The sequence below is a fragment of the Agrobacterium rosae genome, assembly GCF_002915175.1.
Lineage (GTDB): Bacteria > Pseudomonadota > Alphaproteobacteria > Rhizobiales > Rhizobiaceae > Agrobacterium > Agrobacterium rosae.
The window spans coordinates 794,836-818,071 of sequence record NZ_NXEJ01000008.1 but is presented as its reverse complement, the minus strand read 5'-3'; the positions used below and the strand labels follow the sequence as shown (position 1 = coordinate 818,071).

Genomic DNA, 23,236 nt, shown 5'->3' with positions numbered 1-23,236 from the left:
CCGATATAGCTTACAAAGCCTTAACACATCGCTACTCCACCACGGGGCGATGCGGCTTGCGGCTTGGCGCAACTCCATTATATTCCCTATATGATTGATCTCTTTACCACTTATTGGCCGCATATACTGGCCACCCTCTCCATTGTCATGGGTGCTATCGCTGCCATTCACGCAACGATGACGAAGCAGGAGGTGCGTACAGCCCTTGGCTGGGTCGGCGTCATCCTGCTGTCACCCTTCGTGGGTGCCGCAATCTACGGCGTCGCCGGAATAAACCGCATCCGCCGCAGTTCTCTTGGCCAACAGCGCTCTTTGATGCACGGAACCATCATGGACCGTGTTGCCCTTTTCGATGCCGATGATGACCTGGTGATCGCCCGCTTCGGTCGTCGGTTCCTAGCCATGAAAAATGTCGGCGACCGGGTGACGCGCAATGCGCTGACGACCGGCAATGTTGTCGAGCCGCTTTCCTCAGGCGACGAAGCCTATGCCGCGATGCTGGAGGCCATTGCCAACGCAAAGCGATCCATCATTCTTGAGACCTATATCTTTGACCAGGACGGCATAGGACTACGGTTCGTGGAGGCTCTGTCCAACGCGCAACATCGTGGTGTCGAGGTGCGCATATTGGTCGATGCGGTAGGCGCGCGCTATTCCGTTCCCAGCATCATGCCGGGCCTCCAGAAACTCGGCATCAAAGCGGCCGTTTTTAATGGCAATGTCATCATCGGCTTGCGTTTGCCCTATGCGAATTTGCGCACCCACCGCAAGATTTTGGTTGTGGATGGGCGCGTGGCCTTCACCGGTGGAATGAACATCCGGGAAGGTTTTACGCAGGAGTTTTCCGGAGATCGACATGCGCGTGACACGCATTTCAGGGTGACTGGCCCCCTCGTGGCAGACCTCTTCACCGTCGCAGCCGAAGACTGGCGCTTCACGACCCGCGAATTACTGGATGGCCCGGTTTGGGACGTGACGCTTCCGGACGGCGAACCCGGCTCCCCTATTCTGGGCCGCGTCGTTGCGTCCGGACCCGACAACAGCATCGAAACCAGCCATAAAATGTTGATGGGAGCGTTTTCCATTGCACGCTCCTCCATCCGCATCATGTCTCCCTATTTTCTGCCGGACAGAGAATTGATTTCAGCCCTGACAACCGCTGCCAGGCGCGGGGTGCAGGTCGATATCATCGTTCCCGCCAACAACAATCTGACGCTTGTCGACCACGCCATGACGGCACAATTCGACCAGATGCTGAAAAGTTATTGTCGGATCTGGCGCGCGACAGGCCCCTTCAATCACTCCAAGCTTTTGGTGATCGATGACCGATGGTCCTATGTCGGCTCGTCCAATCTCGACCCGCGCTCCTTGCGATTGAACTTTGAGGTGGACATAGAAGTTATCGATGAGGGTTTTGCAAATGCGGTTTCCCAACGCTTCGGTGACGCCATGGAAAACGCAAAACAAGTGAAGCTCGAGGAGCTACGCGCGCGACCGTTTCTGATGCGCCTTTTCGAAAGGGTCCTGTGGTTGGCGTCGCCATATTTGTAAGGTTGCAAATGCAGCGTCGCAAAAAGGCTTCATATTTTGTGCGATACGCTGTGAGCAGTGGGAATGGGTAATGGTAGATGCAAGATAAGAAACCAAAGCGTGCGAAGCCGGAAAGCCTGCCCTCTGTGCTGATGACGTCCTTTCGCAATCGCAAGAAACGTCTTATCGAAAGCGATCCATGCGGCGATGAAGGTTTCCCCGTCATCGCGTCCTACAATGTTCATAAATGCGTCGGACGGGACCGAAAATTCGACCCGGACCGCACAAGCCACGTCATTCAGGAAATCAAAGCGGATATTATCGCGCTTCAGGAGGCGGATAGCCGCTTCGGAGAGCGAACGGGTCTGCTCGATCTCATCCGGTTGGAGCGGGAATGCGGGCTGTCCCCTGTGCCAATAGCGGCCGGTACGAAGGCGCATGGCTGGCACGGCAATGTCGTCCTGTTCAAGGAAGGTGCCGTGCGCGACGTGCACCCTCTCAAACTACCGGGGTTGGAACCACGCGGAGCACTGGTGGTGGAGCTGGACCTGAAACAGGGCGGAACGTTGCGCATCATCGCGGCCCATTTCGGTCTGTTAAGGCATTCTCGGGCTCAACAGGCAAAGGCCCTGGTGGAGTTGCTCAACACGAGAGACAAACAGCCCACGATCCTACTGGGCGATCTCAACGAATGGCGACTGGGCAACGGCTCGTCTCTCAACACGTTCCGCGATGCCTTCGGAACATTGCCGCCAGCCGTTCCAAGCTTTCCCGCTGGCATGCCCGTGCTGGCTCTCGACCGGATCATCTCCAATCGCGCCGGACTGATCGACAATGTGACGGCGCACAATAGCGTTTTGTCTCGCGTAGCGTCCGATCACCTGCCTGTGAAGGCCACCATCAGAACAGATGTTCTAACGAACGACCCCACAGCCTGAAGTGGCGGATACCTTTGAGAGTATCCGCCAACTGTGTTTAACGTAGCAACGCCTGCGCTTCTTCGATACCCAAGGCCGCTGGCTGGGTGCAGGTTGTCGTCAGCTCGATGAAGCGGCCTTCTTCGCCTGATTTCAAGATGGATGTCATGACATCGATCCCGTGAAGTGAGCGATCCAGAGAGCAGCGTGCATCACGTCCCTCCGTCAAGGCAATTGCCATGTCCGCCAAACCGGCAGTGCGGTAGTTTGCGCGCGGTCCCTGTGGGCTTTCCTGATTGGCGATGCCGAACGGATGATCCCAATTTTCGAGCGGCTTGATATCCTTGTCGCGACCGCTGGCCTCGACCACACCACCGAAGAAGTTGGGGTCCGGCACATAGATCGAGCCTTCGGTACCATAAAGCTCCATATTTGCATGGCGATGTGACCATACATCCCAGCTGGCAGACAGCGTGATCGTCGCGCCGTTTACAAACTCCAAGAGAGCATGAATGTTCGTTGGCGTTTCAACCGGAATGAGCTGACCGTTCAGCGGCTGGCTGGTCACGGTACGCGTTGAGCTGGCCATGGAGGTCAATGCGCCGACGCGTTTGACCGGGCCGATAAGGTTGATGAGATTGGCGACGTAGTACGGGCCGAGATCGAGGATCGGGCCACCGCCGGCAAGGAAAAAGAAGCCGGGATTGGGGTGCCACATTTCCATTCCAGGGCTCATGACGTGGCATGTGCCCGACGTGATGCGCCCGATGCCGCCTTCATCGATATATTTGCGGGCCAGTTGATGCGAACCACCCAGGAACGTATCGGGTGCGCAGCCAACCGCCAGTTTTTTTTCGGTTGCCAGACGCCGCAGTTCCTCGCCTTGTTCAAGCGTCAGCACGAGAGGCTTTTCCGAATAGACATGTTTGCCCGCTTCGAGAATGGCTTTCGAAACGAAAAAATGCGCTGCCGGAATGGTGAGGTTAACCACCACATCGATCTCGTCGTTCTGAAGCAGTTCCTCGATGGACTGCGCTTTGACACCATACTCTTCGGCTCTCAATTCCGCAGCGCTGCGGTTGAGGTCGGCGCAGGCCAGGACTTTCAAACCCCTGAACAGCGGTGAGAGCGAAAAGTAGGTTGTTGAAATATTGCCGCATCCAATGATGCCGACGCCAAGTTCCTTGGCCATGTCTCAAACTCCAGATTGATGGATTAATAGGTATTGAAGGATGCGATGGAACGCGTGATCAGCTGATCTGCATCCTTGGGATTATCGTGCTCGACCACGTAATATTTGACAGCTGTCTTCTTCAGCACGTCCACAAGTCCCTTCCAGTCCACTGTGCCATGGCCGACATCTGCCCAGCCGTCCTCGTCCGTGTTCTCACCCGCTGGCGCGATATCCTTCACGTGCACTGCGGTAATGCGGCTGGCATAGCGTTCGATCCACTCGAACGGATCGGCTTTTCCGCGGATGATCCAGGCGATGTCCGCTTCCCATTCCAGCTCAGGTCCACCGGCAAAAATCTGATCCTGCGGCGTGGAGCCGTCGTCCAGCTTTACGAATTCGAAGTCATGGTTGTGCCAACCAAATGCAAGGCCCGCATCGCGGAAAGGCGTGGCGGCTTCTTGAAGGCGCTTGCCGAAAGAGAGCCAGCCAGCAGCATCGTTTGGACGCTGATCGGGCAAGAGATAAGGGCAATAGATCGCCTGAATACCCAGAGTTTTCGCTATGTTGAGCGCTTTCTGTGGCTCTCCTTCGAGCATATCGAGACCGAAATGTCCTGTCGGCATGGTCAGATTGTTGGCATCGAGATCGCTGCGCAGGGCTTTCAAGGCCGCGTCGTCCATGCTGCCATAAATGCCGCCGAATCCTTCGACGTGAGCGTATCCTGCCGCCGATAGCTTTTTCAAAACATCCGAAAGCGGCGGAAAATTGCGCGCGCTGTAAAGCTGGAAACCAAGTTTCGTCATCTGTCTCTCCTGACATTGGGCCTGACATTGGGATTGTGCCCGGTGGAATTTGGTAGTGTGGATTAGATGCGCTCTTCCGTTGTCGCTTCGAAGAGCGATGCCATGGACATATCGAAGGCGAGCTTGACCTTAGTCCCTGGCGAGAAACGCCTGTGTCCGCCGACACGAACAGACAGCGTATGTCCGGCAAGCTTCAGCCAGATGAGGTTATCCGCCCCCATCGGCTCTTCGATATCGACCACAGCATCGTGGATTTCGCCGCTGGTGATATCGCTATCGACACGCACATGTTCCGGTCGCACGCCAAGAACGGCCGAGGTGCCGGGATTGAGTGGCGACGATGCATCGTATCCATCCAGCGTGAAGCTAACGCCATTGGTGACGAAATGGACTTTCCCGTCCTTTTCGACCAATTCCCCGCGCAGAAAATTCATCGACGGTGAGCCGATAAAGCCAGCCACGAACAGATTTCTCGGCTTGTTATAGATCGAGATCGGGTCGTCCAACTGCTGAATGACACCGCTTTTCATGATCGCGATGCGGTCTGCCAGAGTCAGCGCCTCGATCTGGTCGTGCGTGACATAGATCATCGTGTTTTTCAGCGACTGGTGAAGCCGCTTGATCTCGACGCGCAGTTCGGACCGCAGCTTGGCATCGAGGTTGGACAGAGGTTCATCGAACAGGAAGACATCGACGTCGCGCACAAGCGCACGTCCAATGGCAACACGCTGACGCTGACCGCCGGACAGTTCTGCGGGCTTGCGTTTCAACAACGGCTCGATCTGGAGGATACCGGCTGCGCGCTTGACACGCTTATCGATCTCTTCCTTAGGGATCTTGGCGACCTGCAAGCCGAAGGACAGGTTCTTTTCCACCGTCATCTGCGGATAAAGTGCATAGGACTGAAACACCATGCCGATGCCTCGATCTTTCGGCTCTTCCCAGGTGACGTTTCGGTCCTTGATGAAAATCTGCCCGTCCGTCGGTTCCAGCAGCCCCGCAATGCAATTGAGCAAAGTGGATTTGCCACAACCCGATGAACCCAGAAGAACGAGAAACTCGCCCTCGTAAATATCAAGGTTGAGGTCTGAGAGCACGGTGACCGCGCCAAAGGACAGGGACAGGTCGCGAATGGAGACGCTTTTATTCATGAAGCTTAACCCTTGACTGCGCCTGCGGCGATGCCGCGGACAAAAAGTCTACCTGAAACAAAATAGACGAACAGCGGAACGGCACCGGTCAGAAGGGTCGCCGCCATGTTGACGTTGTATTCCTTCACACCCTGAACCGAGTTGACGATATTGTTGAGCTGAACCGTCATCGGATAATATTCCGGTCTGGTGAACACGACGCCGAAAAGGAAGTCGTTCCAGATGCCGGTGACCTGCAGGATCATTGCCACCACGAAAATCGGCAGCGACATAGGGGCCATAATGCGGAAATAGATTTGCCAGAAATTCGCCCCATCGATGCGTGCCGCCTTGAACAACTCCTCCGGCAAACCGGCGAAATAATTGCGAAACAGCAAGGTCAGGATGGGCATGCCGAAAATGGTATGAACCATGATGAGGCCGGTCAATGTTCCGTAGACGCCCATTTCGCGCAGCACGATCACGATTGGATAAATCATCACCTGATAGGGAATAAAGGCACCGATGATGAGGATGGAGAAGAAGAACTCGGAGCCTTTGAACTTCCAGTTGGCCAGTGCATAGCCGCTGACGGACGCAATCAGGATCGACACGAAGGTCGACGGTATCATGATGCGGACCGAGTTCCAGAAACCGCGCGAAAGGCCATCGCAGTTCAAACCCGTGCAGGCATTGGACCATGCCTTGACCCAAGGCTCGAAGGTGATCTCCATCGGCGGGGCAAAGATGTTGCCCATGCGGATTTCCGGCATGCCTTTCAGCGATGTCACGATCATCACATAGAGCGGCAGCAGGTAATAAAGCGCGGCGACGAACAGGCTGCCGTAGAGGATGATATTGCGCCGAGATATCCGCTTGTGCGGCTTGCGTCCGCGTGGACCACCAAGTTGAGAGGACACTGGGTCCACGCCGGCGGCGACGGTATTGAGCGTTGAGATATTAGCCACGTTTGCGCCCTCCGAATTCGAGATAGGCCCACGGAACGACGATGATTGCGACAGTCAGCAACATCATGGTGGATGCGGCAAAGCCCTGCCCCAGATTCTGTGCCTGGAACATGTAGTCGTAGACGTATTTCGCAGGGACTTCGGACGCGATGCCGGGACCACCGCTGGTTTGCGCGACCACGAGGTCGTAAACCTTGACGATGCCACTGGCGATGATGACGAGCGTGGTAATGAAGACCGGTCGCATCATGGGGATCACGATGAGAATATAGGTCTTCCACATGGGTATGCCGTCAACGCGTGAGGCCTTCCAGATATCCTCGTCGATCCCGCGCAGGCCCGCAAGCATGAGGCACATGACGAGACCGGTTCCCTGCCAGAGGGCGGCAATCAGAATACCATAGATCACGAAATCCGAATTATAGAGCGGATCGAAGGTGAAGCTTTCCCAGCCCAGCGACCGCACCACGGCCTGAATGCCGAATTCCGGGTTCAGGAGCCATTGCCAGACAAGTCCGGTGACGATGAAGGACAGCGCAAAGGGATAAAGAAAGATGGTTCGGAACGTGTTTTCAAACCGGATCTTCTGATCCATCAGCGCCGCGAGGACGAAGCCGATCACAAGGCTGAAAATCAAAGAAAGAATGCCATAGATGGCCAGATTCTGAATCGAAATAATCCAGCGAGGTGCCGCCCAAAGGCGTTCATACTGCTCGAAGCCGATAAAGGAAGCGCGCGGCAATAGCTTTGAATTGGTAAAGGAATAAACGACTGTCCAGATCGTTCCGCCCATGAAGATGACCATTGCGGTCACGATCATGGGTATCGATGCAATCTTTGAATTCAGATTGCGGAATAGCTGGTTCGGACGACCAGAATGGCGTTTCACTGCCATGTCCCACTCCTTATCAATCGTAAAGGTTGATTGTGCAGCGGGTAGCTCGATAAGCATATCCCGCAACACATGTCCCAGACACGCCAAAGGCGTTTCATGTCTGGCAAGGAGGTGCCTGCAAGCTGTCAGTTCGACTGATCGCTCACAGGCAAGACTATCAGTCTGCTGAGCCGATAATTTCAGCAAAGCGCTTTTGCGCAGCTTCAGCCGTCAGAGATGAATTGGCAAAGAACTCCGCCATCAAATCTTCCTTCTGCTTTTGCGTATCGGCTGAGATGAGCTGATCGGTACTCGTCAGGGCATTGCCCTTATTCACGATTGCCAAACCCTTTTTCATGCAGTCATTGGCCGCTGAGAGGTCGACATCACCCCTAATAGGAAGCGAACCCTTCTTCAGGTTGAACGCGACCTGCGTTTTAGGATCAACGATCACTTCAGCCAAGACTTCCTGCGCCTTTGATTTCGCTTCATCCTTCAGCAGAGGGAAGTAGAAAGCATCACCGCCCGTCGTGAGATAGTCGCTGAGGCCAAGCCCTGGCAGGCAACTATAATCAGTTCCGGCTTTCTGACTGGCAAGTTGGAATTCGCCCTGTGCCCAGTCACCCATGACCTGACCGCCAGCCTTGCCAGTGATGACCATGTTGGTTGCCTGGTTCCAGTCCTGAACGTTGGAACCCTTGGCAAGCTTGCGCGCTTCATCGGCTGCAGCAAAAATTTTCTGCATCTCCGGCCCGGCAGCAACTTCAGCGTCCTTATCCTTGTAGACCTTTTCGTAAAGGTCTTTGCCGCCTATCGACAGCACCAAAGTATCGAACAGTCCGTTTGCCTGCCACGCCTGGCCGCCGAGGGCAAGCGGCTGGATACCCGCTTTCTGCAGGGCTGGACCAGCTGCAATGAACTCAGTCCAGTTTTTGGGAACTTCTACGCCAGCTTTCTTGAAAGCAGCGTTGGAAAGCCATAGCCACTGCCACGAGTGAATGTTGACGGGCGCACAATAGATCTTGCCATCTATGGTGCAGCTATCCAAAAGGCTGGCTGGTTTGATGATGTCCTTCCATTTACCCTTTTCCGCGACATCGGTGAGATCGCGCATCAATCCAGACTGCGCAAGCTCCTCCGCTTGCCGTCCATGGTTGAACTGCGTTGCACCCATGGGATCACCACCGGTGATACGGCTGATCATGATAGGACGTGCGGTGCCGCCCGAACCGGCAATGGCACCATCCACCCACTTATTTCCGGTTGCATCAAATGCCTTGGCAAGCTCTCCCACCGCAGCAGCTTCACTGCCCGATGTCCACCAGTGCGTTACTTCCAAGTCAGTGGCCCCCGCAATACCTGCAGGTAACATGACACCAGCCGCCAGAGCGGCCAGAATAGAACGAATGCGCATGAGTCTCCTCCCTCACTGAAACGTTGCCGTAAAAACCTATGCGAAAGATCCCGCTTCTGCAACAGCGATGGCAGAAAAAAATAAAACTTAAAATAGTTATTTAATTACAATTAGTTGTGATCCGCATGTGAGGCTGGACGGTGCACACTTTGTCGAAATATCCCCAAGCCTGATGCAATCGTCGCGGATTGCTGTCGATACTGTAATCCCATTGAGAAGCCGCAACACAATTAGTGCATCTAAGGGGTTTCGAGAAATTGATTACTCAAGTGAGTTTACCCTCAATCAAATCGAAACGGTACTATGCTGGACTCGGACAATGTATATCTCCGGTAGAACCGGTCATTATTATTGAAAATTCAATGGATTATCGCATTTTAGCCACAAACTTTAAGATGCCTGCGACTAATCGCAACCTCCATTAACTGCGCCTTAACCACTACAGCCATATCAATAAGCTAATATGATAAGCAGTTACAACACATAGCGATTTCTCGCTGGGTTGTGGTGCTATCGCTGCGGGTTGCATGACGCCGATCCGATTTTCAAAAATGAACCGATTTGGAACGCTTTACTTGCTTGAGGCAAGGACAGCGCCGCGATGGCTATGTCTGAAATGACCAGGTGTATGTCGAGAGCTGTTAATCCAGCCAATTGACAGATGCCCTGCGTGTTCAGCGGCGACAGCTTGTCGTCTGTGCAAAACATAGCCTGCCGGGCACAAATCTTCAGAATGTTCCATCGACGCGGAGACGCCAGATCGCATTGGCGAAACTTCCAGCGTTGGAAGACACGCCAAAGGGCATTTTTTTGCTCGCCGTCAATTCGAGGCAGCCGGGAAGTAGGAAGACTGATGACGCCAGAAACACTCAATTTGCCTCCGTCACTCTCCATACGCGGTATCGTGCCCGTCCATGAGAGCCTCCTTGAGGCACTTCAGATGCACAAAGCAGTGACGATCGATATTCCCGCTGATGCGCAAACCGATTTGAGCTTCATCCAGCTCATCGAATCATCGCGGCTCTATGCGCGGGCGAACGGCAAGTACATCACACTGACAAAACCGGCCTCTGCGAGCGTTGTCGATACACTTCGCCGGGGCGGGTTCCTTACGAATATGGACGAGGCTTCTCGCCTCTTCTGGCTGCATGGAAAGGAAATTCAATGAGCGCCAATATTCTTACTGTCGATGACTCTGCCAGCATCAGAATGACAACCAAAATCGCACTGACGAATGCTGGTTATCAGGTGACTGAAGCGGTTGACGGCGCTGATGGACTGACAAAGGCAAAAGGCGGTCCGTTCGATCTGATCGTCACCGATCTCAACATGCCCAATATGAACGGTCTGGAAATGATCGAAGCCTTGAGGCAGTCGCCGGCACACACGGGCATACCGATCATATTCCTGACCACCGAGTCAGATGCGGACATGAAAGCACGTGCGAAAGCCGCTGGAGCGACAGGTTGGGTCACCAAGCCTTTCGATCCTGAAAATCTGGTCAAAATCGTCAAAAAGGTTCTTGGTAGATGAACATACTGGACCCCATTCAGGTTTTCAGAACAGAAGCAGCCGAGCTTTTCGAACAGATCGAGAGCGGTTTGCTGGACCTGTTGCATGACCTGTCCAACCAAGGACAGATCGACGCCGTGTTTCGCGGCCTGCATACCCTCAAGGGGTCCGGAGCCATGTTTGGTTTCGAAGCCTTGGCCGCCTTTACCCATCACTGCGAAACCGCGTTCGACCGCGTCCGCAAGGGTGAGGTTCCTGCAAGCAGCGAACTGATCGCAGCCGTGCTCGAGGCGCAGGACCACATGCGCCGCTTGGTCGATAATCCCGCAACTGCATTTCCAGAAACGGGCGATCGTCTGTTGGCAAAATTGCAGGCCGCGGTCGGCACGAACGAAAGTGCGACTGCAAAACACGCCCAACCTGTGGCGACCGTAAAAGCGGATGAACCGTCCACCGTAACTTGGCAGATCGATTTCAGCCTGCCGACCAATTCCATGGCAAACGGTACGAACCCGTTGGGTCTTCTGGATGAGCTGGCCGAACTGGGCGATTGCACGATTGCCGTTAATGCGACGGCAATTCCGGCACTGGATCTCATCGAACCTACCAATCTGCACCTCTCCTGGAGCGTCACTCTGACAACGGATCAGCCGCGCTCGGCCATTGATGACGTCTTCATCTTCGTCATGGACGATATGGAAATCGACGTCAAAAAAATCTCGAGCGACCCTGTAGCGACCGCCGAGATCGTTCAGCCACTCGCACCGGTCGAAGAAGCGGCAAAGGCAAACCCGGCCGCCGCGCAGGCAAATAGTGATGGCAAACAGAACAGAAACGCCGAAAACGTCCGCGTTCCGGCCGAGCGTCTCGATGAATTGATGGACCGCGTCGGAGAGCTGGTGATCGCACAATCGCGGCTATCACAGCTTGCAAACACCAGTGTCGACATCCAGCTCCGCTCCGTTTCCGAAGATGTGGAGCGTCTTTCCGGCGAGCTTCGCGACACCATGATGGTGCTTCGCATGGTGCCGATCTCGCAATTGTTCAGCCGTTTCCGCCGTCTCGTCCACGATCTTGCCCGCGAAACCGGAAAGCAGATCGAACTTTTGACGGAAGGGGAAAGCACCGAGGTCGACAAGGTCGTAATCGAACGGCTGGCTGATCCTCTGGTGCATCTGGTCAGAAACTCCTGCGACCACGGGCTGGAAACTCCAGAAGACCGTATTGCTGCAGGCAAGAACCCTGCGGGTCAGGTGACGCTGGTAGCGCGCCAGACCGGCGGCGATGTGACCATCACCATCAGGGATGACGGTCGCGGCATCGATCGCGAGAGGGTTCGGGCAAAGGCTGAATCGTCCGGTCTGGTGGCCCCCGGTGCCACGCTGTCTGGTCAGGAACTTCTGCAAATGATTTTCGAGCCGGGGTTCTCCACGGCAGCGCAGGTCACCAATCTGTCCGGCCGCGGCGTCGGAATGGATGTGGTGAAGAAGACCATCGAAGGGCTGCGCGGCACGATCAATGTCAGCAGTTCGCCTGGTGCAGGTTCAGAGATCACACTCGCCATTCCGCTGACACTGGCCATTATCGATGGTCTCCTGGTGCGCGTCGGCACAGGCTGCTACGTCATTCCGCTTTCCGCCGTGGAAGAATGCCTCGAGCTGACACCGGAAAACGACGTGAAATCACGTGGTCGCTCTTTCATCTCGCTGCGTGAAAGTCTCGTTCCTTTCATTCGTCTTCGCGAACTTTTCCATACGGGCACCACGCCGGACCAGTTCCAGAAGGTCGTCGTCATCTCCACGGGATCGGAACGCGTCGGCCTCGTCGTCGATCAGATCATCGGCGACCACCAGACGGTCATCAAGGCGATGTCGAAACTCCATCACGACGTCGCAACCTTCTCCGGCGCAACCATTCTTGGTGATGGCAGTGTCGCACTCATTCTCGACGTCGGGCACCTGGTGGCCGCAGGACAGCAGCAGGAGGCGCAGATGCGCATCGCCGGATGAACCAGTCTCGTTTGAAAAAATCCGAAGATTTGTGGGGCGACCGCGACAGCCTCGAAGTCCTGACCTTCTCCATCGAAGGAGAAACTTTCGCGATCGAGGCCATCCGGGTTCAGGAAATCCTCGATCTTCTCCCTGAAACCGCCGTGCCCGGTGCCAAGCCGTTCGTGGCCAGCGTCATCAACTTTCGCGGCAAGGTCATACCGCTGGCGGATATCCGCCTGGCGTTCGGCATGGGTGCCGCCGAAAAGACGATAGATAGCCGGATTATCGTTATCGAACTTCCGATCGAGGACGAGCGGTTACTGATCGGCCTGCGTACGGACAAGGTCTATGAAGTGACCAATTTTTCAAAGTCCGCCAGTGAACCGCCGCCGAGCGTAGGCATGCGCTGGAGGCCGGACTACATCCACTGCCTTATCAAGCGTGGCCCGCAATTCGTCATCATGCCGAACCTGATTGCGATTTTCACGGCCCAGCGCGACGCCTCAACTATGAAAGCCACGTCCAGAAGCAACGTCATCGAACTCTCGAAGGAAATCTGAAATGCGATTTACAATTAAATTGAAACTGGCAATCGCGTTCGGATTTCTGATCGTGATGCTCGCTGGAACAGCAGGCTACGGAATTTACAGCCTGGGCACCGCAAAAGACGCCATGGATGACGTGGTTGACGGCACCGTCGTTCGTCTCGACAAAACGCACCAGATCAACGCACTGTCGCTTGCGACCGTGCGTGCGCAGAAAAATCTTATTCTGGCGAGTTCTCCGCAGGAAGCGCAAAAACACATCGCTACCAGCAACGAGATTCGCGGTGAGATGGACAAGATGATTACTGACATGGCGGCCACGGCCAGTGCGGAAACACGCGGCTACTGGACCGACCTGCAGGCAATCACAAAGACATTCGAAACAAGTGACGATCGGGTTCGCGAATATGTTACCGAAGGCAACGTACCTGCCGCATCGGTTTATTCTTCGGGTGATGGCCGTGTGGCGGCAAGTGCACTAACGCAGAAACTTGATGATGGCGTGCAGATGAACCGCGCGCGTCTTAACGAAGCCAAGCAGTCTGCGGCTTCCGAGTACGAACAGACACGCATTATGTTAATTGCAGCATCGGTTGCCGCCGTTGTTATTGCTGCCATCACCGCATTGTGGATTGCGCTGGGCATCAGCAGCGGCCTCCGCAAGATTATGATGGTTGCAGAAGCCGTATCGATCGGCGACCTCGATCAGGAGGTCGAAATTAAGACGAATGACGAAATCAAGGATCTCGTCACGCGCATCAACACAATGACCGGCAATCTGCGCAACACGGCAAGCGTTGCCAACGAAATCGCCGACGGAAACTTGACGGTTACACCAAGACCGCTTTCTGACAAGGACACGCTGGGTCTTTCGCTTCAGCGCATGGTAGAGCGCCTTCGTGGCGTCGTTTCAGATGCGCTGTCGGCAGCCGACAACGTTTCGTCCGGTAGCCAGGAACTCTCTGCAAGCTCAGAGCAGCTTTCGCAGGGTGCAACCGAGCAGGCATCCTCTGCCGAAGAAGCATCTGCTTCGATGGAACAGATGGCCGCCAACATAAAGCAGAACGCCGACAACGCCGCTCAGACCGAGAAGATTGCTCGCCAGTCCTCGAAGGATGCGGAAGCCAGTGGCGAAGCCGTGGGTCGTGCGGTTTCGGCCATGCGTACCATCGCTGAAAAGATTTCGATCGTTCAGGAAATCGCTCGCCAGACCGACCTTCTTGCGCTGAACGCTGCTGTCGAGGCCGCCCGTGCTGGAGAACATGGCAAGGGCTTTGCCGTGGTCGCATCCGAAGTTCGCAAACTGGCAGAGCGTAGCCAGGCAGCAGCAGCCGAAATCTCATCGCTATCGGGCGAGACCGTTCAGGTTGCGACCGAAGCTGGCGAGATGCTGAACCGTCTGGTTCCAGATATTCGCAAAACGGCAGAACTCGTGTCGGAAATCTCTGCCGCATGCCGCGAGCAGGATATCGGTGCAAGCCAGATCAATGAAGCCATTCAACAGCTTGATATGGTAACGCAACAGAATTCCGGCGCTTCCGAACAGATGTCCTCGACCTCGGAAGAACTGGCAGCGCAGGCTGAAGAGCTTCAGGCAAGCATCGCGTTCTTCAAGGTGGAACGTTCCGGCACCAGCCAAGCACCAAAGGCCTACATGGCCCCACGTGCTGCCGCTCCCGCACATCGCCCAGTTGCAAAGCCCGCAAAGCCGGTACGTCGCCCGGATCAGTCTATTCAAGCACAACAGGCCCGCGCAAAGGGTTTCGCGCTTGATATGTCCATGGGTGGCCCAGACGCCAATGACGCCGACTTCCGCGAAAGCGCATAAAGCCAATTAAATATGGGTTCGGGGAATATTTTCCCGAACCCTTGAGACCGGTGCGACGATGAGTGTCGTAAATTTTATCGCGGAAAGTGAATGTATCACTTCGAGCGTGATTTTAGGGGCTGGAAATACCCCACACACAATCATTTCAAGCACTGTCTTAGAGGACTTATTATGCGGTTCACCATCAAACTGAAACTCGGCCTTATATTTGGACTACTCGTCCTTCTCATGGCGGCATGCGCTGTCTTCGGCATCAACGGCCTGAGACAAATGGACAGCCTCAAGGACAGCATGATCAGCGGCCCGATCCGTCAGGACGACGCCGCGAACGAAGTGTCGGGCGCGTTCGACGGTCTGGGTCTCGCCGAAAGCGACTTGCTTCTTTCAACATCGCCCGAGCGTATGCAAAACGCGTTGTCGATGATCGAAACCGAACGTAAGAACTTCACAGATGCCCTCACGATTGGCGAGCAAAGCGCGTCGGAAGAATTCAAACCAAAGTGGGCAGAAATTCGTAACTTCTGGGGCGATTTTATCACCCTTCAGGACCGCGTCATTAGTCTTGTGAAATCGAATAATCGTGACCAGGCGCTGGAACTCAACCAGAATGAAGGAACGGTCGCATCCGAAAAGCTCGATGCTATGACGGAAAACCTCGCCGTCCTGACGGAAGAGGGTATTACGGCATCCGACAAGGCCAGCGAAGCAGCTTACAACAGCACGTTCACCGCACTCTTGAGCCTCGCGATCGTCGCCGCCATCATCTCCGTGATTTCTGCAATCCTGATTTCGATCTCCATCAGTCGCGGCCTTAACAAGGCAATCGTCGCCGTTCGCAACGTCTCCGAAGGCGACCTGACGAATATGGCCACCATTACCACACGCGATGAAATCGGAACGCTTCTCGAGCATGTCAACACGATGATCGAACGTCTTCGCGGCGTGGTTTCGGATTCGATTTCCGCAGCGGAAAATGTTTCGTCTGGAAGCCAAGAGCTCTCCGCCAGCTCCGAGCAGGTATCGCAAGGCGCGACAGAGCAGGCATCTTCCACGGAAGAGGCATCCGCATCGATGGAGCAGATGGCAGCCAATATCCGTCAGAACGCTGAAAATGCTGCTCAGACGGAAAAAATCGCCCGTCAGTCTTCAACGGATGCCGAAGCAAGCGGCGCAGCCGTCGGCCGGGCCGTGGTCGCCATGAGGACGATCGCCGAAAAGATCTCCATCGTACAGGAAATCGCTCGCCAGACAGACCTTCTCGCCCTCAACGCTGCTGTCGAGGCTGCCCGTGCAGGCGAGCACGGAAAGGGTTTTGCCGTCGTCGCATCTGAGGTTCGCAAGCTTGCCGAACGCAGCCAGTCTGCCGCTGCCGAAATCAGCTCCATGTCCAGCGAAACGGTAAAGGCCGCGGCTGATGCCGGTGATATGTTGAACCGTCTGGTCCCCGATATTCGCAAGACAGCGGAACTGGTTGCAGAAATTTCTGCAGCCTGCCGCGAACAGGATATCGGTGCGAACCAGATCAACGAAGCCATTCAGCAACTGGACAAAGTCACACAGCAGAACACCAGCGCTTCGGAAGAAATGTCTTCGACATCGGAAGAATTGGCAGCACAGGCTGAAGAGCTGCAGACGAGCATCGCCTTCTTCAAGGTCGACCGTTTCAACACCCGCGGGGCGTCATCTGCTCCGCGTCCGGCGAGCCTTCAACAGAAGAAGCCCGTTCGCAAAGCTGCCTCCGACAACTCGGTCAGGACGCAACAGGCACGCGCCAAAGGCTTCGCTCTTGATCTTTCCATGGGCGGCCCTGACGACGATGACCACGATTTCCGCCAGTCCGCATAGGACCTGAGGCTGGCCGGTGCGGGAGAGTGTTCGTGCTCATCCGCGCCGGCTCATTTCGGAACCCGGCAACGGCACAGAGCAAATTGACTCAATGAACAGGACTTTGGAGACAACGTAAAATGGCGAGCCCATCCACTCATACTCAATACGTGACTTTTAGTCTTGGTGAGGAAATCTTCGCCGTCCCTGTGGATGTCGTTCGCGAAATTCTCGACCACGAAGAGGCATTTAAAATTCCTTACGGTCCGGACTACTTGCTCGGCCTTCGGGACGTTCGCGGGCAGGGCGTTCCTGTCATCGATCTTCGTTTGCGTCTCGGCATGTCCAAAACGGTAAAAACACCGCACACCCGAATATTGGTTCTCGATATTCCGTTCGGTGACAAGTTGCTGGCTCTGGGCTTGGTTGCCGACAAGGTTTTCGAAGTTACACCTTTCAACCTGGACCAGATCGAAACCGCACCTGACATCGGCATCAGCTGGAATTCCAGCTACATCGCCGGTGTCGTCCGTCGGGAAGGTGATTTTGTCGTGATCATCGACCTTGCACAGTTGTTTTCAAGCGAAGCGGGCGATCTTGCCAAGGTCAATGCCGGGCCAATGCGCGCTGCGTGAAAGGAATATAAGAGTTGAGTACCGCTGTAAGCGTTAATTTCGACGACAGCCTGAGCACACGCGATTTTCGTGAGCTTTCCAGTTTCATCTATGATTACTGTGGCATCAAGATGCCTGAAACGAAACGGTCCATGCTGGAAGGCAGGCTGCGAAAACGCCTGCGTGCAACCGGTTATCCAACCTTCAGCACCTATTGTGACTATTTGTTTCGCCATGATGGCATGGAAGCGGAAGCGATCTTCCTGATCGACGTCGTGACCACCAACAAGACCGATTTCTTTCGCGAGCCCAATCACTTCGATTACATGCAAAAGACCGCTCTGCCGGCTCTGGCTAAAAGAGGCATTGGTCGCGTTCGGGCATGGAGCTCGGCCTGTTCAACCGGCGCGGAACCCTACACCATGGCAATGGTCATGGCAGAGGCTTTCGAAAAAGGTGTGATCTCCGACTTCAACATCCTGGCGACCGATCTGTCTACCGACGTGCTGATGAAGGCTCAAAGCGGAATCTACAGCAAAGATCTCGTGGATCCGGTACCTCCGGAATTCAAACGCAAATACGTCATGCAGGCAAAGGAAAAGCAGCGAAACGATGTGCGTATCGCTACAAAGCTGCGCTCAAAGATCGGCTTTGCACGCATGAACCTGATGAACGCGACCTACGAAATCGGTGACCCTGTCCACATCCTGTTTTGCCGAAATGTACTGATCTATTTCGATAAGAAGACCCAGACTCACGTTTTGACCCAGTTGTGCAAGTGCCTTGCACCTGGCGGCTATCTTTTGATAGGCCATTCGGAGACTGTGACCGGCATCGATCTGCCCATCAAGCAGGTTGCCAATACAATTTTTATGAAACAATAGTCTCAGACATGGTCAAAAAAGTACGCGTCCTCATCGTTGATGACTCTGCCAGCGTCCGGCAAACGCTGACCGCGGTTCTTGAGGCAGACCCCGCAATCGAGGTGATAGGTGCTGCCTCTGACCCTTTCGCGGCGGCGAAGAAGATCCAGGAAGACTTACCGGACGTCATAACGCTCGATGTTGAAATGCCGCGCATGGACGGCATTACCTTTTTGCGCAAGATCATGGCGCAGCATCCCATTCCGGTCGTCATGTGTTCATCACTGACGGAAGCCGGCTCCGAGACCTTGCTTCAGGCGCTTGAAGCTGGCGCTGTCGATATTATTCTCAAGCCACGCATTGGTGCCGCCGACCATTTGGCCGAATCCGCCCAACGCATCTGCGAAGTGGTCAAGAGCGCCGCGCACGCCCGCGTCAAGGGCATCAAGACACTCTCGCGCCATGCAATTCCCAATGCCCCACAGGCAAAGTTGACCGCAGACGCTGTTCTCCCACCTCCTTCCGGCAAAGCGATGGCACGGACGACGGAAATGGTGGTCTGCGTGGGAGCTTCGACGGGTGGGACCGAGGCATTGCGGGAAATGCTGGAAAGGCTGCCTGCCAACTCGCCTGGCATATTGATCGTGCAGCATATGCCGGAAAAATTTACGGCAGCCTTTGCCCGGCGTTTGAACACACTTTGCGACGTTGAAATCAAGGAAGCCGAGGATGGCGACACCGTTCTGCGCGGCCATGTGCTGATCGCACCGGGTGACAAGCACATGCTGCTGGAACGTCAGGGTGCGCGATACTACGCGTCGGTCCGGAATGGCCCCCTCGTCTCCCGTCATCGTCCTTCCGTTGATGTGCTGTTTCGGTCGGCAGCACGCGCGGCGGGCTCCAACGCCTTGGGCGTGATCATGACCGGAATGGGCGACGACGGTGCGCGCGGAATGTTGGAAATGCATCAGGCCGGTGCGCTGACGATTGCACAGGATGAAGCCTCCTCCGTCGTCTTTGGCATGCCCAAAGAGGCGATCGCGCATGGCGGTGTGGATAAAATCTTGCCGTTGAATCAGATCGCCCAGGAAATCCTGAACGAAGACCGCCGCCGCCGATAGGGATTCGCCGGATTTCTTTAGAAATCATTAACCATAATGTTCAATGATTGGCACGCGCCATGATCTCGGCGTGCCAATCAGACGATGACCGTCTCAGCTCTTATCGGATCCATCATGGCGGTCATCACATTCGCAAACACCAAGGGCGGCGCGGGCAAGACAACGGCAGTTTTGCTGCTTGCGTCGGAACTGGCGCGGCGCGGATTGAAGATTTGTGTTATCGATACCGACCCGCAACGCTGGCTTTCCAAATGGAGCGAAGCTGCCGATCACCGCGTTGACCTCTCCGTCATCACCTATGTTTCGGCCTCCAGCCTTCAGCAACATGTGCTGAACAACCGCCGCAAATTCGACCACGTCATCATCGATCTGCCCGGCGCTCAATCACCCCTTCTGGCAACCGCGGTCGGACTTTCGAACCATGTGCTGATACCGGTGCAGGGTAGTACCATGGATGCACAGGGTGGAGCGCAGGTCCTCGAATTGCTTCGTTATCTCGATGACCGGGCATCCATCAAAATCCCACATTCGGTGGTGCTGTCCCGCGTCAATTCCATGGTGACGACACGGGCACTTCTTGCTGCCAAGGCCCTTTTAGCGAAACGCAACGTACATGTGCTGGATACGCCGATCATTGAACGCGCCGCGTTCCGCGACATGTTCGAGTTTGGCGGGTATCTGCACATGATGAGCCCGTCACAGGTCAGCAATCTGGACAAGGCATTGCAAAATGCAAACGCATTTGCCGACGAAGTTCTTCGGCTTTTGCCAGTCCAATCCGTCGCACGATATTCATCTGCCGCATAGGTTCGATCTGAACAATTTACAGAGTGACGTCCCCGGCCTTCCCGCAAAGGAAAACCAGGGACGCAGTTCATCAGACGGTGTGCGCCTTGGGCGACATTTGTCGTCACGTCACGGCGCTAGCTCGCGGGCAATGTCCTTAAGGTGTTTGTGCGGTGGTGGTGGGCCTTTCTGCGGGCCGAGTGCTTCCGTTTTCCCGTCCTGACGAACCAGATAGCTGGCATGCACGAAACCGTCGTCAAAGCGACCCTGTACCGTGACGGCCTCATTGCTGGTCACCAGTTTGCCATCCTCACCACCAGGACCCGTTTCGATCAACGCTTTCCCGCTGTCATCCTGAAGGACGAATTTGTTGCCGTAGATCTCGGCGACCGTGCCTTTGATGGTGACGAGACTGGACGCTGGCATCGTCGATATCGCAACGGGCGTCATGGGTGCCATCTCCGCTGATGGGCGCACCAGTTTCATGGCAGCTGCGCCACCGGCTGCACCCACGGCAAGGGCAACCACTGCGGCAAGAGCTGGCAGCGCCAGTCGGCGACGATGCTTGTGTGGCGGGTGGGCGGATGCTGTATTTACAGGCTCGTGGGCTTGATCTTCGTTGTGCATTTTCGGTGCTCCTTTTGAACGACAAGTCCAATCTAGCCGAACCACACCCACGCCTCGCTGAACCTTCCTGTTCAGTTTGAGTTAAGCTGCCATACTTAAGTTTTCGGTTTTTCTTTCATTCGAAAGTCCCCTCATGCGCGTACTGCTCGTAGAAGATGATGCCGACCTCAGCAGCAGAATAGCCAGCGCGCTTCGGCTCGAAAACTTCGTTGTCGACATTGCCCGCAACGGGGAAGATGCGCTTCATGCCGGGCTGACGGAATTGTTCGACGTTGCCATTCTCGACCTCGGTCTTCCCAAAGTCGACGGTATTTCCGTCCTGAAAGGATGGCGCGAAAGCGAGCGAAACCTGCCCGTTCTGGTGCTGACGGCGCGCGATGGCTGGCCCGACAAGGTGGCCAGCTTCAAGGCGGGTGCGGACGATTTCCTGCCGAAGCCATTCAAGGTCGAGGAACTGGTGCTGAGACTTCGCGCACTGGTGCGGCGTGCGGCCGGATATGCGTCATCGCGGCTCAATTGCGGGCCTCTTGTTTTCGATGCGCAACTGGGCACGTTCGAACTCGATGGTCTTCCATTGAAATTGACCGCCCTCGAATGGCGCGTTCTGTCCTGCCTGATCCTGCGAAAGGGGACAGTGGTGGACCGTCGCGAACTCAACGAGCGCGTTTATGAGGGCGATGCAGAAGTCGACTCCAACTCGATGGAAGTCATCATTGCGCGGCTGCGCAAAAAGGTGGGTGCCGAACGCATCGAAACGGTCAGGGGACGTGGCTACATGCTGACGGCTGCGGTGGCACAGTGAAGACGATTAGGCTGCGCGCACCGGCATCGCTTGCGAAACGTCTGCTGTTGTTTTCCGGGTTCTTCGTCACTGCGGCGCTCGTGGTTGCGTCGATCATTCTGTGGTTGGCTTTGAAGAATGTCGTGCGTGAGCAAATCGATCAAAGATTGGATACCCAGATCAGCGCGCTGGCCAATGCCGTTCAACCACTTTCGGATGGAAGGCTATCACTTTCCACGCCGATGGATGCTCCTCCATTCGACCGGAGCGGGTCAGGCTGGTATTGGCAAATCGACGCCGATGGACAGCATTTGACCTCCCGCTCCTTGATCCAAGGTGCCATGGATGCCCCTCCTCCCCGTCAGAGTTTGAAACACATGCTGACGGGCATGGCCTCGCCCGGAGAAGCTAGAGACAAGGATGGCCAGGCGCTCTACACGCGTCAAATCACGCGCAGCATTCACGGGACGATGATGACCATAACGGCAAGCGCACCTTCCGCAGCATTGGTCGACCCCGCTCTTCGGGCACTGTTTTGGTTGATCCCTTGCATGTTGCTACTGGGCATCGTTCTTTTAGGCGGAACGCTGTGGCAAATCCGGTTCGGTTTGCGCCCACTCGCATCCATGGTCGCGGATATCGATGCGATCAATCGCGGAGACCTGGAGCGCTTGCCGCAGCAACCGTCTCCAGAGCTTGCGCCGCTTTCAGCGAAGACGAACGCGCTTCTGATTGCAAATGAGGAGCGTCTGATCGCAACACGGATGCAATTTGCCAACCTCGCCCATGGACTTAAGACGCCGGTCGCGAGCCTATTGCTGGCGCTAAGCGACAGCAATGACCCGGACGGCACTTTGCGCGACCTCGGCAGGCGCATCGACCACAGGATCAAGCATCACCTCAGTTCCACCCGTCAGGCCATGGCCACGGGTGGTCGTATCTCTAGTGCGCCCCTAGCCGACACCGTCGCGAATTTGCATCTGGCAATCAGCTCTATTCATGCGGACAAGGATGTGAGGTTCGAGACGGAGATCGACGGAGATTTTTCGGTTGCTTGCGAAGAAAACGACCTAGAAGAAATGCTGGGTAACCTGATCGAGAACGCTTTCAAGTGGACCTCTTCGACAGTCAAAGTCGTCGCCACCAAAGAAGGATCGAACATTCGTATATCCATAGAGGACGACGGACCGGGCATTGCCAATGATCGAATGGACGCTGTGTTGCTTCCGGGCGTCAGAGAAGACGAACGCATATCTGGAACCGGCTTTGGACTTACGATTGCCAATGAGCTCGCCGAACTCTACAGCGGCTCTCTTCTTCTGGAAAACAACTCCCCGCGCGGCTTGAAGGCAGTTCTCGTTTTGCCCGCGACCGTACCATCGCGGGCAGCTTTGGTTTGAAACCAGTTCGCCTGATTTAAGGCTTCCGTTTCAGCGCATCCTGATCGATGCCAAAATGATCGATGATCATATTGACGTTTCGGCGATGCGATTTGAAATAGACGTCGAACAGGTCGCCGACGAGAGGCACACTGCCAACCACAGCGTCCATGCCAATATTGCCCACCATCCGGGCAAGCTTATCGCGGGGAACGCCGAGGCGGCGGGCTTCGTTGACGATGTAAAGACCAACCAAAGCGCCTGCACCATCTCCAACCAGCGGCACCAGACCCATGATGGAATCGGCACCGAAGCGGATGCGGGTACCCGGTATGCCGATTGCCGTATCCATCAGGCGGGCAATACCGGACAGCCGTCTCAAACGCCTGATACGTTCGGCACTATCGATGAAATCGCTAGACGCATTTGGACCCGTACGTGCATTCCAAGTTCTTGCGGCCATCAAAGACTCCAACCCGAAAGAGAAATTATTCGTTCTATAAATGAATGGGTATGACAACGCCTGCGTTCAAGGGACATTGGCAAGGCGGTAGT

General features: G+C 55.4%; 23 protein-coding genes. 14 read left to right on the top strand and 9 right to left on the bottom strand.

All coding sequences use genetic code 11. From position 1 onward, the window contains the following. Window positions 1-90: 90 nt before the first annotated feature. Window positions 91-1,551: a cardiolipin synthase gene (gene cls, locus CPJ18_RS19500; protein ID WP_077118541.1), complete on the top strand. Its 1,461-nt coding sequence runs from the start codon at window positions 91-93 to the stop codon at window positions 1,549-1,551. Between the two features lie 77 nt (window positions 1,552-1,628). Further along, window positions 1,629-2,468, top strand: a complete 840-nt coding sequence (locus tag CPJ18_RS19495; RefSeq protein WP_103659656.1) for an endonuclease/exonuclease/phosphatase family protein — start codon at window positions 1,629-1,631, stop codon at window positions 2,466-2,468. Between the two features lie 37 nt (window positions 2,469-2,505). On the opposite strand, the gene CPJ18_RS19490 is transcribed toward CPJ18_RS19495, so the two are convergent. From CPJ18_RS19490 to CPJ18_RS26640, 7 genes are all read right to left on the bottom strand, one after another. Next, window positions 2,506-3,639 (bottom strand): Gfo/Idh/MocA family protein, encoded by a 1,134-nt coding sequence (locus CPJ18_RS19490; protein ID WP_077102684.1) that lies wholly within the window; start codon window positions 3,637-3,639, stop codon window positions 2,506-2,508. Window positions 3,640-3,662: 23 nt separating this feature from the next. Next, window positions 3,663-4,424, bottom strand: a complete 762-nt coding sequence (locus tag CPJ18_RS19485; RefSeq protein WP_077102683.1) for a sugar phosphate isomerase/epimerase family protein — start codon at window positions 4,422-4,424, stop codon at window positions 3,663-3,665. 62 nt (window positions 4,425-4,486) lie between these two features. Then, window positions 4,487-5,575, bottom strand: coding sequence for an ABC transporter ATP-binding protein (locus CPJ18_RS19480; protein ID WP_077102681.1), 1,089 nt, complete (start codon window positions 5,573-5,575; stop codon window positions 4,487-4,489). A 5-nt stretch (window positions 5,576-5,580) separates the two neighbouring features. Continuing rightward, the gene (locus CPJ18_RS19475; protein ID WP_077118539.1) at window positions 5,581-6,522 is read right to left on the bottom strand and encodes a carbohydrate ABC transporter permease; all 942 of its coding nucleotides are present in this window, start codon (window positions 6,520-6,522) and stop codon (window positions 5,581-5,583) included. Beyond that, window positions 6,515-7,417: a carbohydrate ABC transporter permease gene (locus tag CPJ18_RS19470; RefSeq protein WP_077102677.1), complete on the bottom strand. Its 903-nt coding sequence runs from the start codon at window positions 7,415-7,417 to the stop codon at window positions 6,515-6,517. Before CPJ18_RS19470 ends, CPJ18_RS19475 begins: the two co-directional genes overlap by 8 nt. Window positions 7,418-7,574: 157 nt before the next feature. Continuing rightward, window positions 7,575-8,810 carry an ABC transporter substrate-binding protein gene (locus tag CPJ18_RS19465; protein ID WP_077118538.1) on the bottom strand — a complete coding sequence of 412 codons (1,236 nt, stop codon included), beginning with the start codon at window positions 8,808-8,810 and terminating at the stop codon, window positions 7,575-7,577. Window positions 8,811-9,320: 510 nt separating this feature from the next. Then, window positions 9,321-9,683 (bottom strand): hypothetical protein, encoded by a 363-nt coding sequence (locus CPJ18_RS26640; RefSeq protein ID WP_143240025.1) that lies wholly within the window; start codon window positions 9,681-9,683, stop codon window positions 9,321-9,323. Here CPJ18_RS26640 and CPJ18_RS19455 point away from each other — a divergent pair. The 10 genes from CPJ18_RS19455 (at window position 9,664) to CPJ18_RS19410 (ending at window position 19,915) form a co-directional block, all read left to right on the top strand. After that, window positions 9,664-9,978, top strand: a complete 315-nt coding sequence (locus CPJ18_RS19455) for an STAS domain-containing protein (RefSeq protein WP_077102672.1) — start codon at window positions 9,664-9,666, stop codon at window positions 9,976-9,978. The two genes, CPJ18_RS26640 and CPJ18_RS19455, sit on opposite strands and share 20 nt — an antisense overlap. Further along, window positions 9,975-10,343: a response regulator gene (locus tag CPJ18_RS19450; RefSeq protein WP_077102670.1), complete on the top strand. Its 369-nt coding sequence runs from the start codon at window positions 9,975-9,977 to the stop codon at window positions 10,341-10,343. The genes CPJ18_RS19455 and CPJ18_RS19450 overlap by 4 nt, the downstream gene beginning before the upstream one ends. Then, entirely contained in the window at window positions 10,340-12,331 is a 1,992-nt protein-coding gene (locus CPJ18_RS19445) for a chemotaxis protein CheA (RefSeq protein WP_103659655.1), read from the top strand. Before CPJ18_RS19450 ends, CPJ18_RS19445 begins: the two co-directional genes overlap by 4 nt. Further along, window positions 12,328-12,873, top strand: coding sequence for a chemotaxis protein CheW (locus CPJ18_RS19440; protein ID WP_077102666.1), 546 nt, complete (start codon window positions 12,328-12,330; stop codon window positions 12,871-12,873). Before CPJ18_RS19445 ends, CPJ18_RS19440 begins: the two co-directional genes overlap by 4 nt. A gap of 1 nt (window position 12,874) precedes the next feature. Next, window positions 12,875-14,686 carry a methyl-accepting chemotaxis protein gene (locus tag CPJ18_RS19435; protein WP_077102664.1) on the top strand — a complete coding sequence of 604 codons (1,812 nt, stop codon included), beginning with the start codon at window positions 12,875-12,877 and terminating at the stop codon, window positions 14,684-14,686. A gap of 171 nt (window positions 14,687-14,857) precedes the next feature. Then, window positions 14,858-16,531, top strand: coding sequence for a methyl-accepting chemotaxis protein (locus tag CPJ18_RS19430; RefSeq protein WP_077102662.1), 1,674 nt, complete (start codon window positions 14,858-14,860; stop codon window positions 16,529-16,531). Window positions 16,532-16,650: 119 nt separating this feature from the next. Next, complete coding sequence (locus CPJ18_RS19425; protein WP_077102660.1) at window positions 16,651-17,145, top strand: chemotaxis protein CheW; 495 nt, start codon at window positions 16,651-16,653, stop codon at window positions 17,143-17,145. A gap of 14 nt (window positions 17,146-17,159) precedes the next feature. Continuing rightward, window positions 17,160-18,008 carry a CheR family methyltransferase gene (locus CPJ18_RS19420; protein WP_103659654.1) on the top strand — a complete coding sequence of 283 codons (849 nt, stop codon included), beginning with the start codon at window positions 17,160-17,162 and terminating at the stop codon, window positions 18,006-18,008. Window positions 18,009-18,016: 8 nt separating this feature from the next. Beyond that, window positions 18,017-19,108 (top strand): protein-glutamate methylesterase/protein-glutamine glutaminase, encoded by a 1,092-nt coding sequence (locus CPJ18_RS19415; protein ID WP_077102656.1) that lies wholly within the window; start codon window positions 18,017-18,019, stop codon window positions 19,106-19,108. A gap of 114 nt (window positions 19,109-19,222) precedes the next feature. Then, window positions 19,223-19,915 (top strand): ParA family protein, encoded by a 693-nt coding sequence (locus CPJ18_RS19410; protein ID WP_077102832.1) that lies wholly within the window; start codon window positions 19,223-19,225, stop codon window positions 19,913-19,915. Between the two features lie 108 nt (window positions 19,916-20,023). Here the strand turns inward: CPJ18_RS19410 and CPJ18_RS19405 are convergent, their stop codons facing one another. Beyond that, the gene (locus CPJ18_RS19405; RefSeq protein WP_077102654.1) at window positions 20,024-20,521 is read right to left on the bottom strand and encodes a hypothetical protein; all 498 of its coding nucleotides are present in this window, start codon (window positions 20,519-20,521) and stop codon (window positions 20,024-20,026) included. Window positions 20,522-20,654: 133 nt separating this feature from the next. On the opposite strand from CPJ18_RS19405, the gene CPJ18_RS19400 reads away from it, so the two are divergent. Together CPJ18_RS19400 and CPJ18_RS19395 are read left to right on the top strand one after the other, a co-directional pair. Continuing rightward, on the top strand, window positions 20,655-21,323 hold the full coding sequence (locus tag CPJ18_RS19400) for a response regulator transcription factor (RefSeq protein ID WP_077102652.1): 669 nt from the start codon (window positions 20,655-20,657) through the stop codon (window positions 21,321-21,323). Next, window positions 21,320-22,702 (top strand): sensor histidine kinase, encoded by a 1,383-nt coding sequence (locus CPJ18_RS19395; RefSeq protein ID WP_077102650.1) that lies wholly within the window; start codon window positions 21,320-21,322, stop codon window positions 22,700-22,702. The genes CPJ18_RS19400 and CPJ18_RS19395 overlap by 4 nt, the downstream gene beginning before the upstream one ends. 16 nt (window positions 22,703-22,718) lie before the next feature. On the opposite strand, the gene CPJ18_RS19390 is transcribed toward CPJ18_RS19395, so the two are convergent. Continuing rightward, window positions 22,719-23,144: a DUF4112 domain-containing protein gene (locus CPJ18_RS19390; RefSeq protein ID WP_077118531.1), complete on the bottom strand. Its 426-nt coding sequence runs from the start codon at window positions 23,142-23,144 to the stop codon at window positions 22,719-22,721. Window positions 23,145-23,236 lie beyond the last annotated feature (92 nt).

What these genes read in the sequence shown, in the direction of transcription:
- cls (WP_077118541.1), top strand. Translation starts at nt 91, where the DNA reads ATGATTGATCTCTTTACCACTTATTGGCCGCATATACTGGCCACCCTC.
- CPJ18_RS19495 (WP_103659656.1), top strand. Translation starts at nt 1,629, where the DNA reads ATGCAAGATAAGAAACCAAAGCGTGCGAAGCCGGAAAGCCTGCCCTCT.
- CPJ18_RS19490 (WP_077102684.1), bottom strand. Translation starts at nt 3,639, where the DNA reads ATGGCCAAGGAACTTGGCGTCGGCATCATTGGATGCGGCAATATTTCA.
- CPJ18_RS19485 (WP_077102683.1), bottom strand. Translation starts at nt 4,424, where the DNA reads ATGACGAAACTTGGTTTCCAGCTTTACAGCGCGCGCAATTTTCCGCCG.
- CPJ18_RS19480 (WP_077102681.1), bottom strand. Translation starts at nt 5,575, where the DNA reads ATGAATAAAAGCGTCTCCATTCGCGACCTGTCCCTGTCCTTTGGCGCG.
- CPJ18_RS19470 (WP_077102677.1), bottom strand. Translation starts at nt 7,417, where the DNA reads ATGGCAGTGAAACGCCATTCTGGTCGTCCGAACCAGCTATTCCGCAAT.
- CPJ18_RS19465 (WP_077118538.1), bottom strand. Translation starts at nt 8,810, where the DNA reads ATGCGCATTCGTTCTATTCTGGCCGCTCTGGCGGCTGGTGTCATGTTA.
- CPJ18_RS19455 (WP_077102672.1), top strand. Translation starts at nt 9,664, where the DNA reads ATGACGCCAGAAACACTCAATTTGCCTCCGTCACTCTCCATACGCGGT.
- CPJ18_RS19450 (WP_077102670.1), top strand. Translation starts at nt 9,975, where the DNA reads ATGAGCGCCAATATTCTTACTGTCGATGACTCTGCCAGCATCAGAATG.
- CPJ18_RS19445 (WP_103659655.1), top strand. Translation starts at nt 10,340, where the DNA reads ATGAACATACTGGACCCCATTCAGGTTTTCAGAACAGAAGCAGCCGAG.
- CPJ18_RS19440 (WP_077102666.1), top strand. Translation starts at nt 12,328, where the DNA reads ATGAACCAGTCTCGTTTGAAAAAATCCGAAGATTTGTGGGGCGACCGC.
- CPJ18_RS19435 (WP_077102664.1), top strand. Translation starts at nt 12,875, where the DNA reads ATGCGATTTACAATTAAATTGAAACTGGCAATCGCGTTCGGATTTCTG.
- CPJ18_RS19430 (WP_077102662.1), top strand. Translation starts at nt 14,858, where the DNA reads ATGCGGTTCACCATCAAACTGAAACTCGGCCTTATATTTGGACTACTC.
- CPJ18_RS19425 (WP_077102660.1), top strand. Translation starts at nt 16,651, where the DNA reads ATGGCGAGCCCATCCACTCATACTCAATACGTGACTTTTAGTCTTGGT.
- CPJ18_RS19415 (WP_077102656.1), top strand. Translation starts at nt 18,017, where the DNA reads ATGGTCAAAAAAGTACGCGTCCTCATCGTTGATGACTCTGCCAGCGTC.
- CPJ18_RS19410 (WP_077102832.1), top strand. Translation starts at nt 19,223, where the DNA reads ATGGCGGTCATCACATTCGCAAACACCAAGGGCGGCGCGGGCAAGACA.
- CPJ18_RS19405 (WP_077102654.1), bottom strand. Translation starts at nt 20,521, where the DNA reads ATGCACAACGAAGATCAAGCCCACGAGCCTGTAAATACAGCATCCGCC.
- CPJ18_RS19400 (WP_077102652.1), top strand. Translation starts at nt 20,655, where the DNA reads ATGCGCGTACTGCTCGTAGAAGATGATGCCGACCTCAGCAGCAGAATA.
- CPJ18_RS19390 (WP_077118531.1), bottom strand. Translation starts at nt 23,144, where the DNA reads ATGGCCGCAAGAACTTGGAATGCACGTACGGGTCCAAATGCGTCTAGC.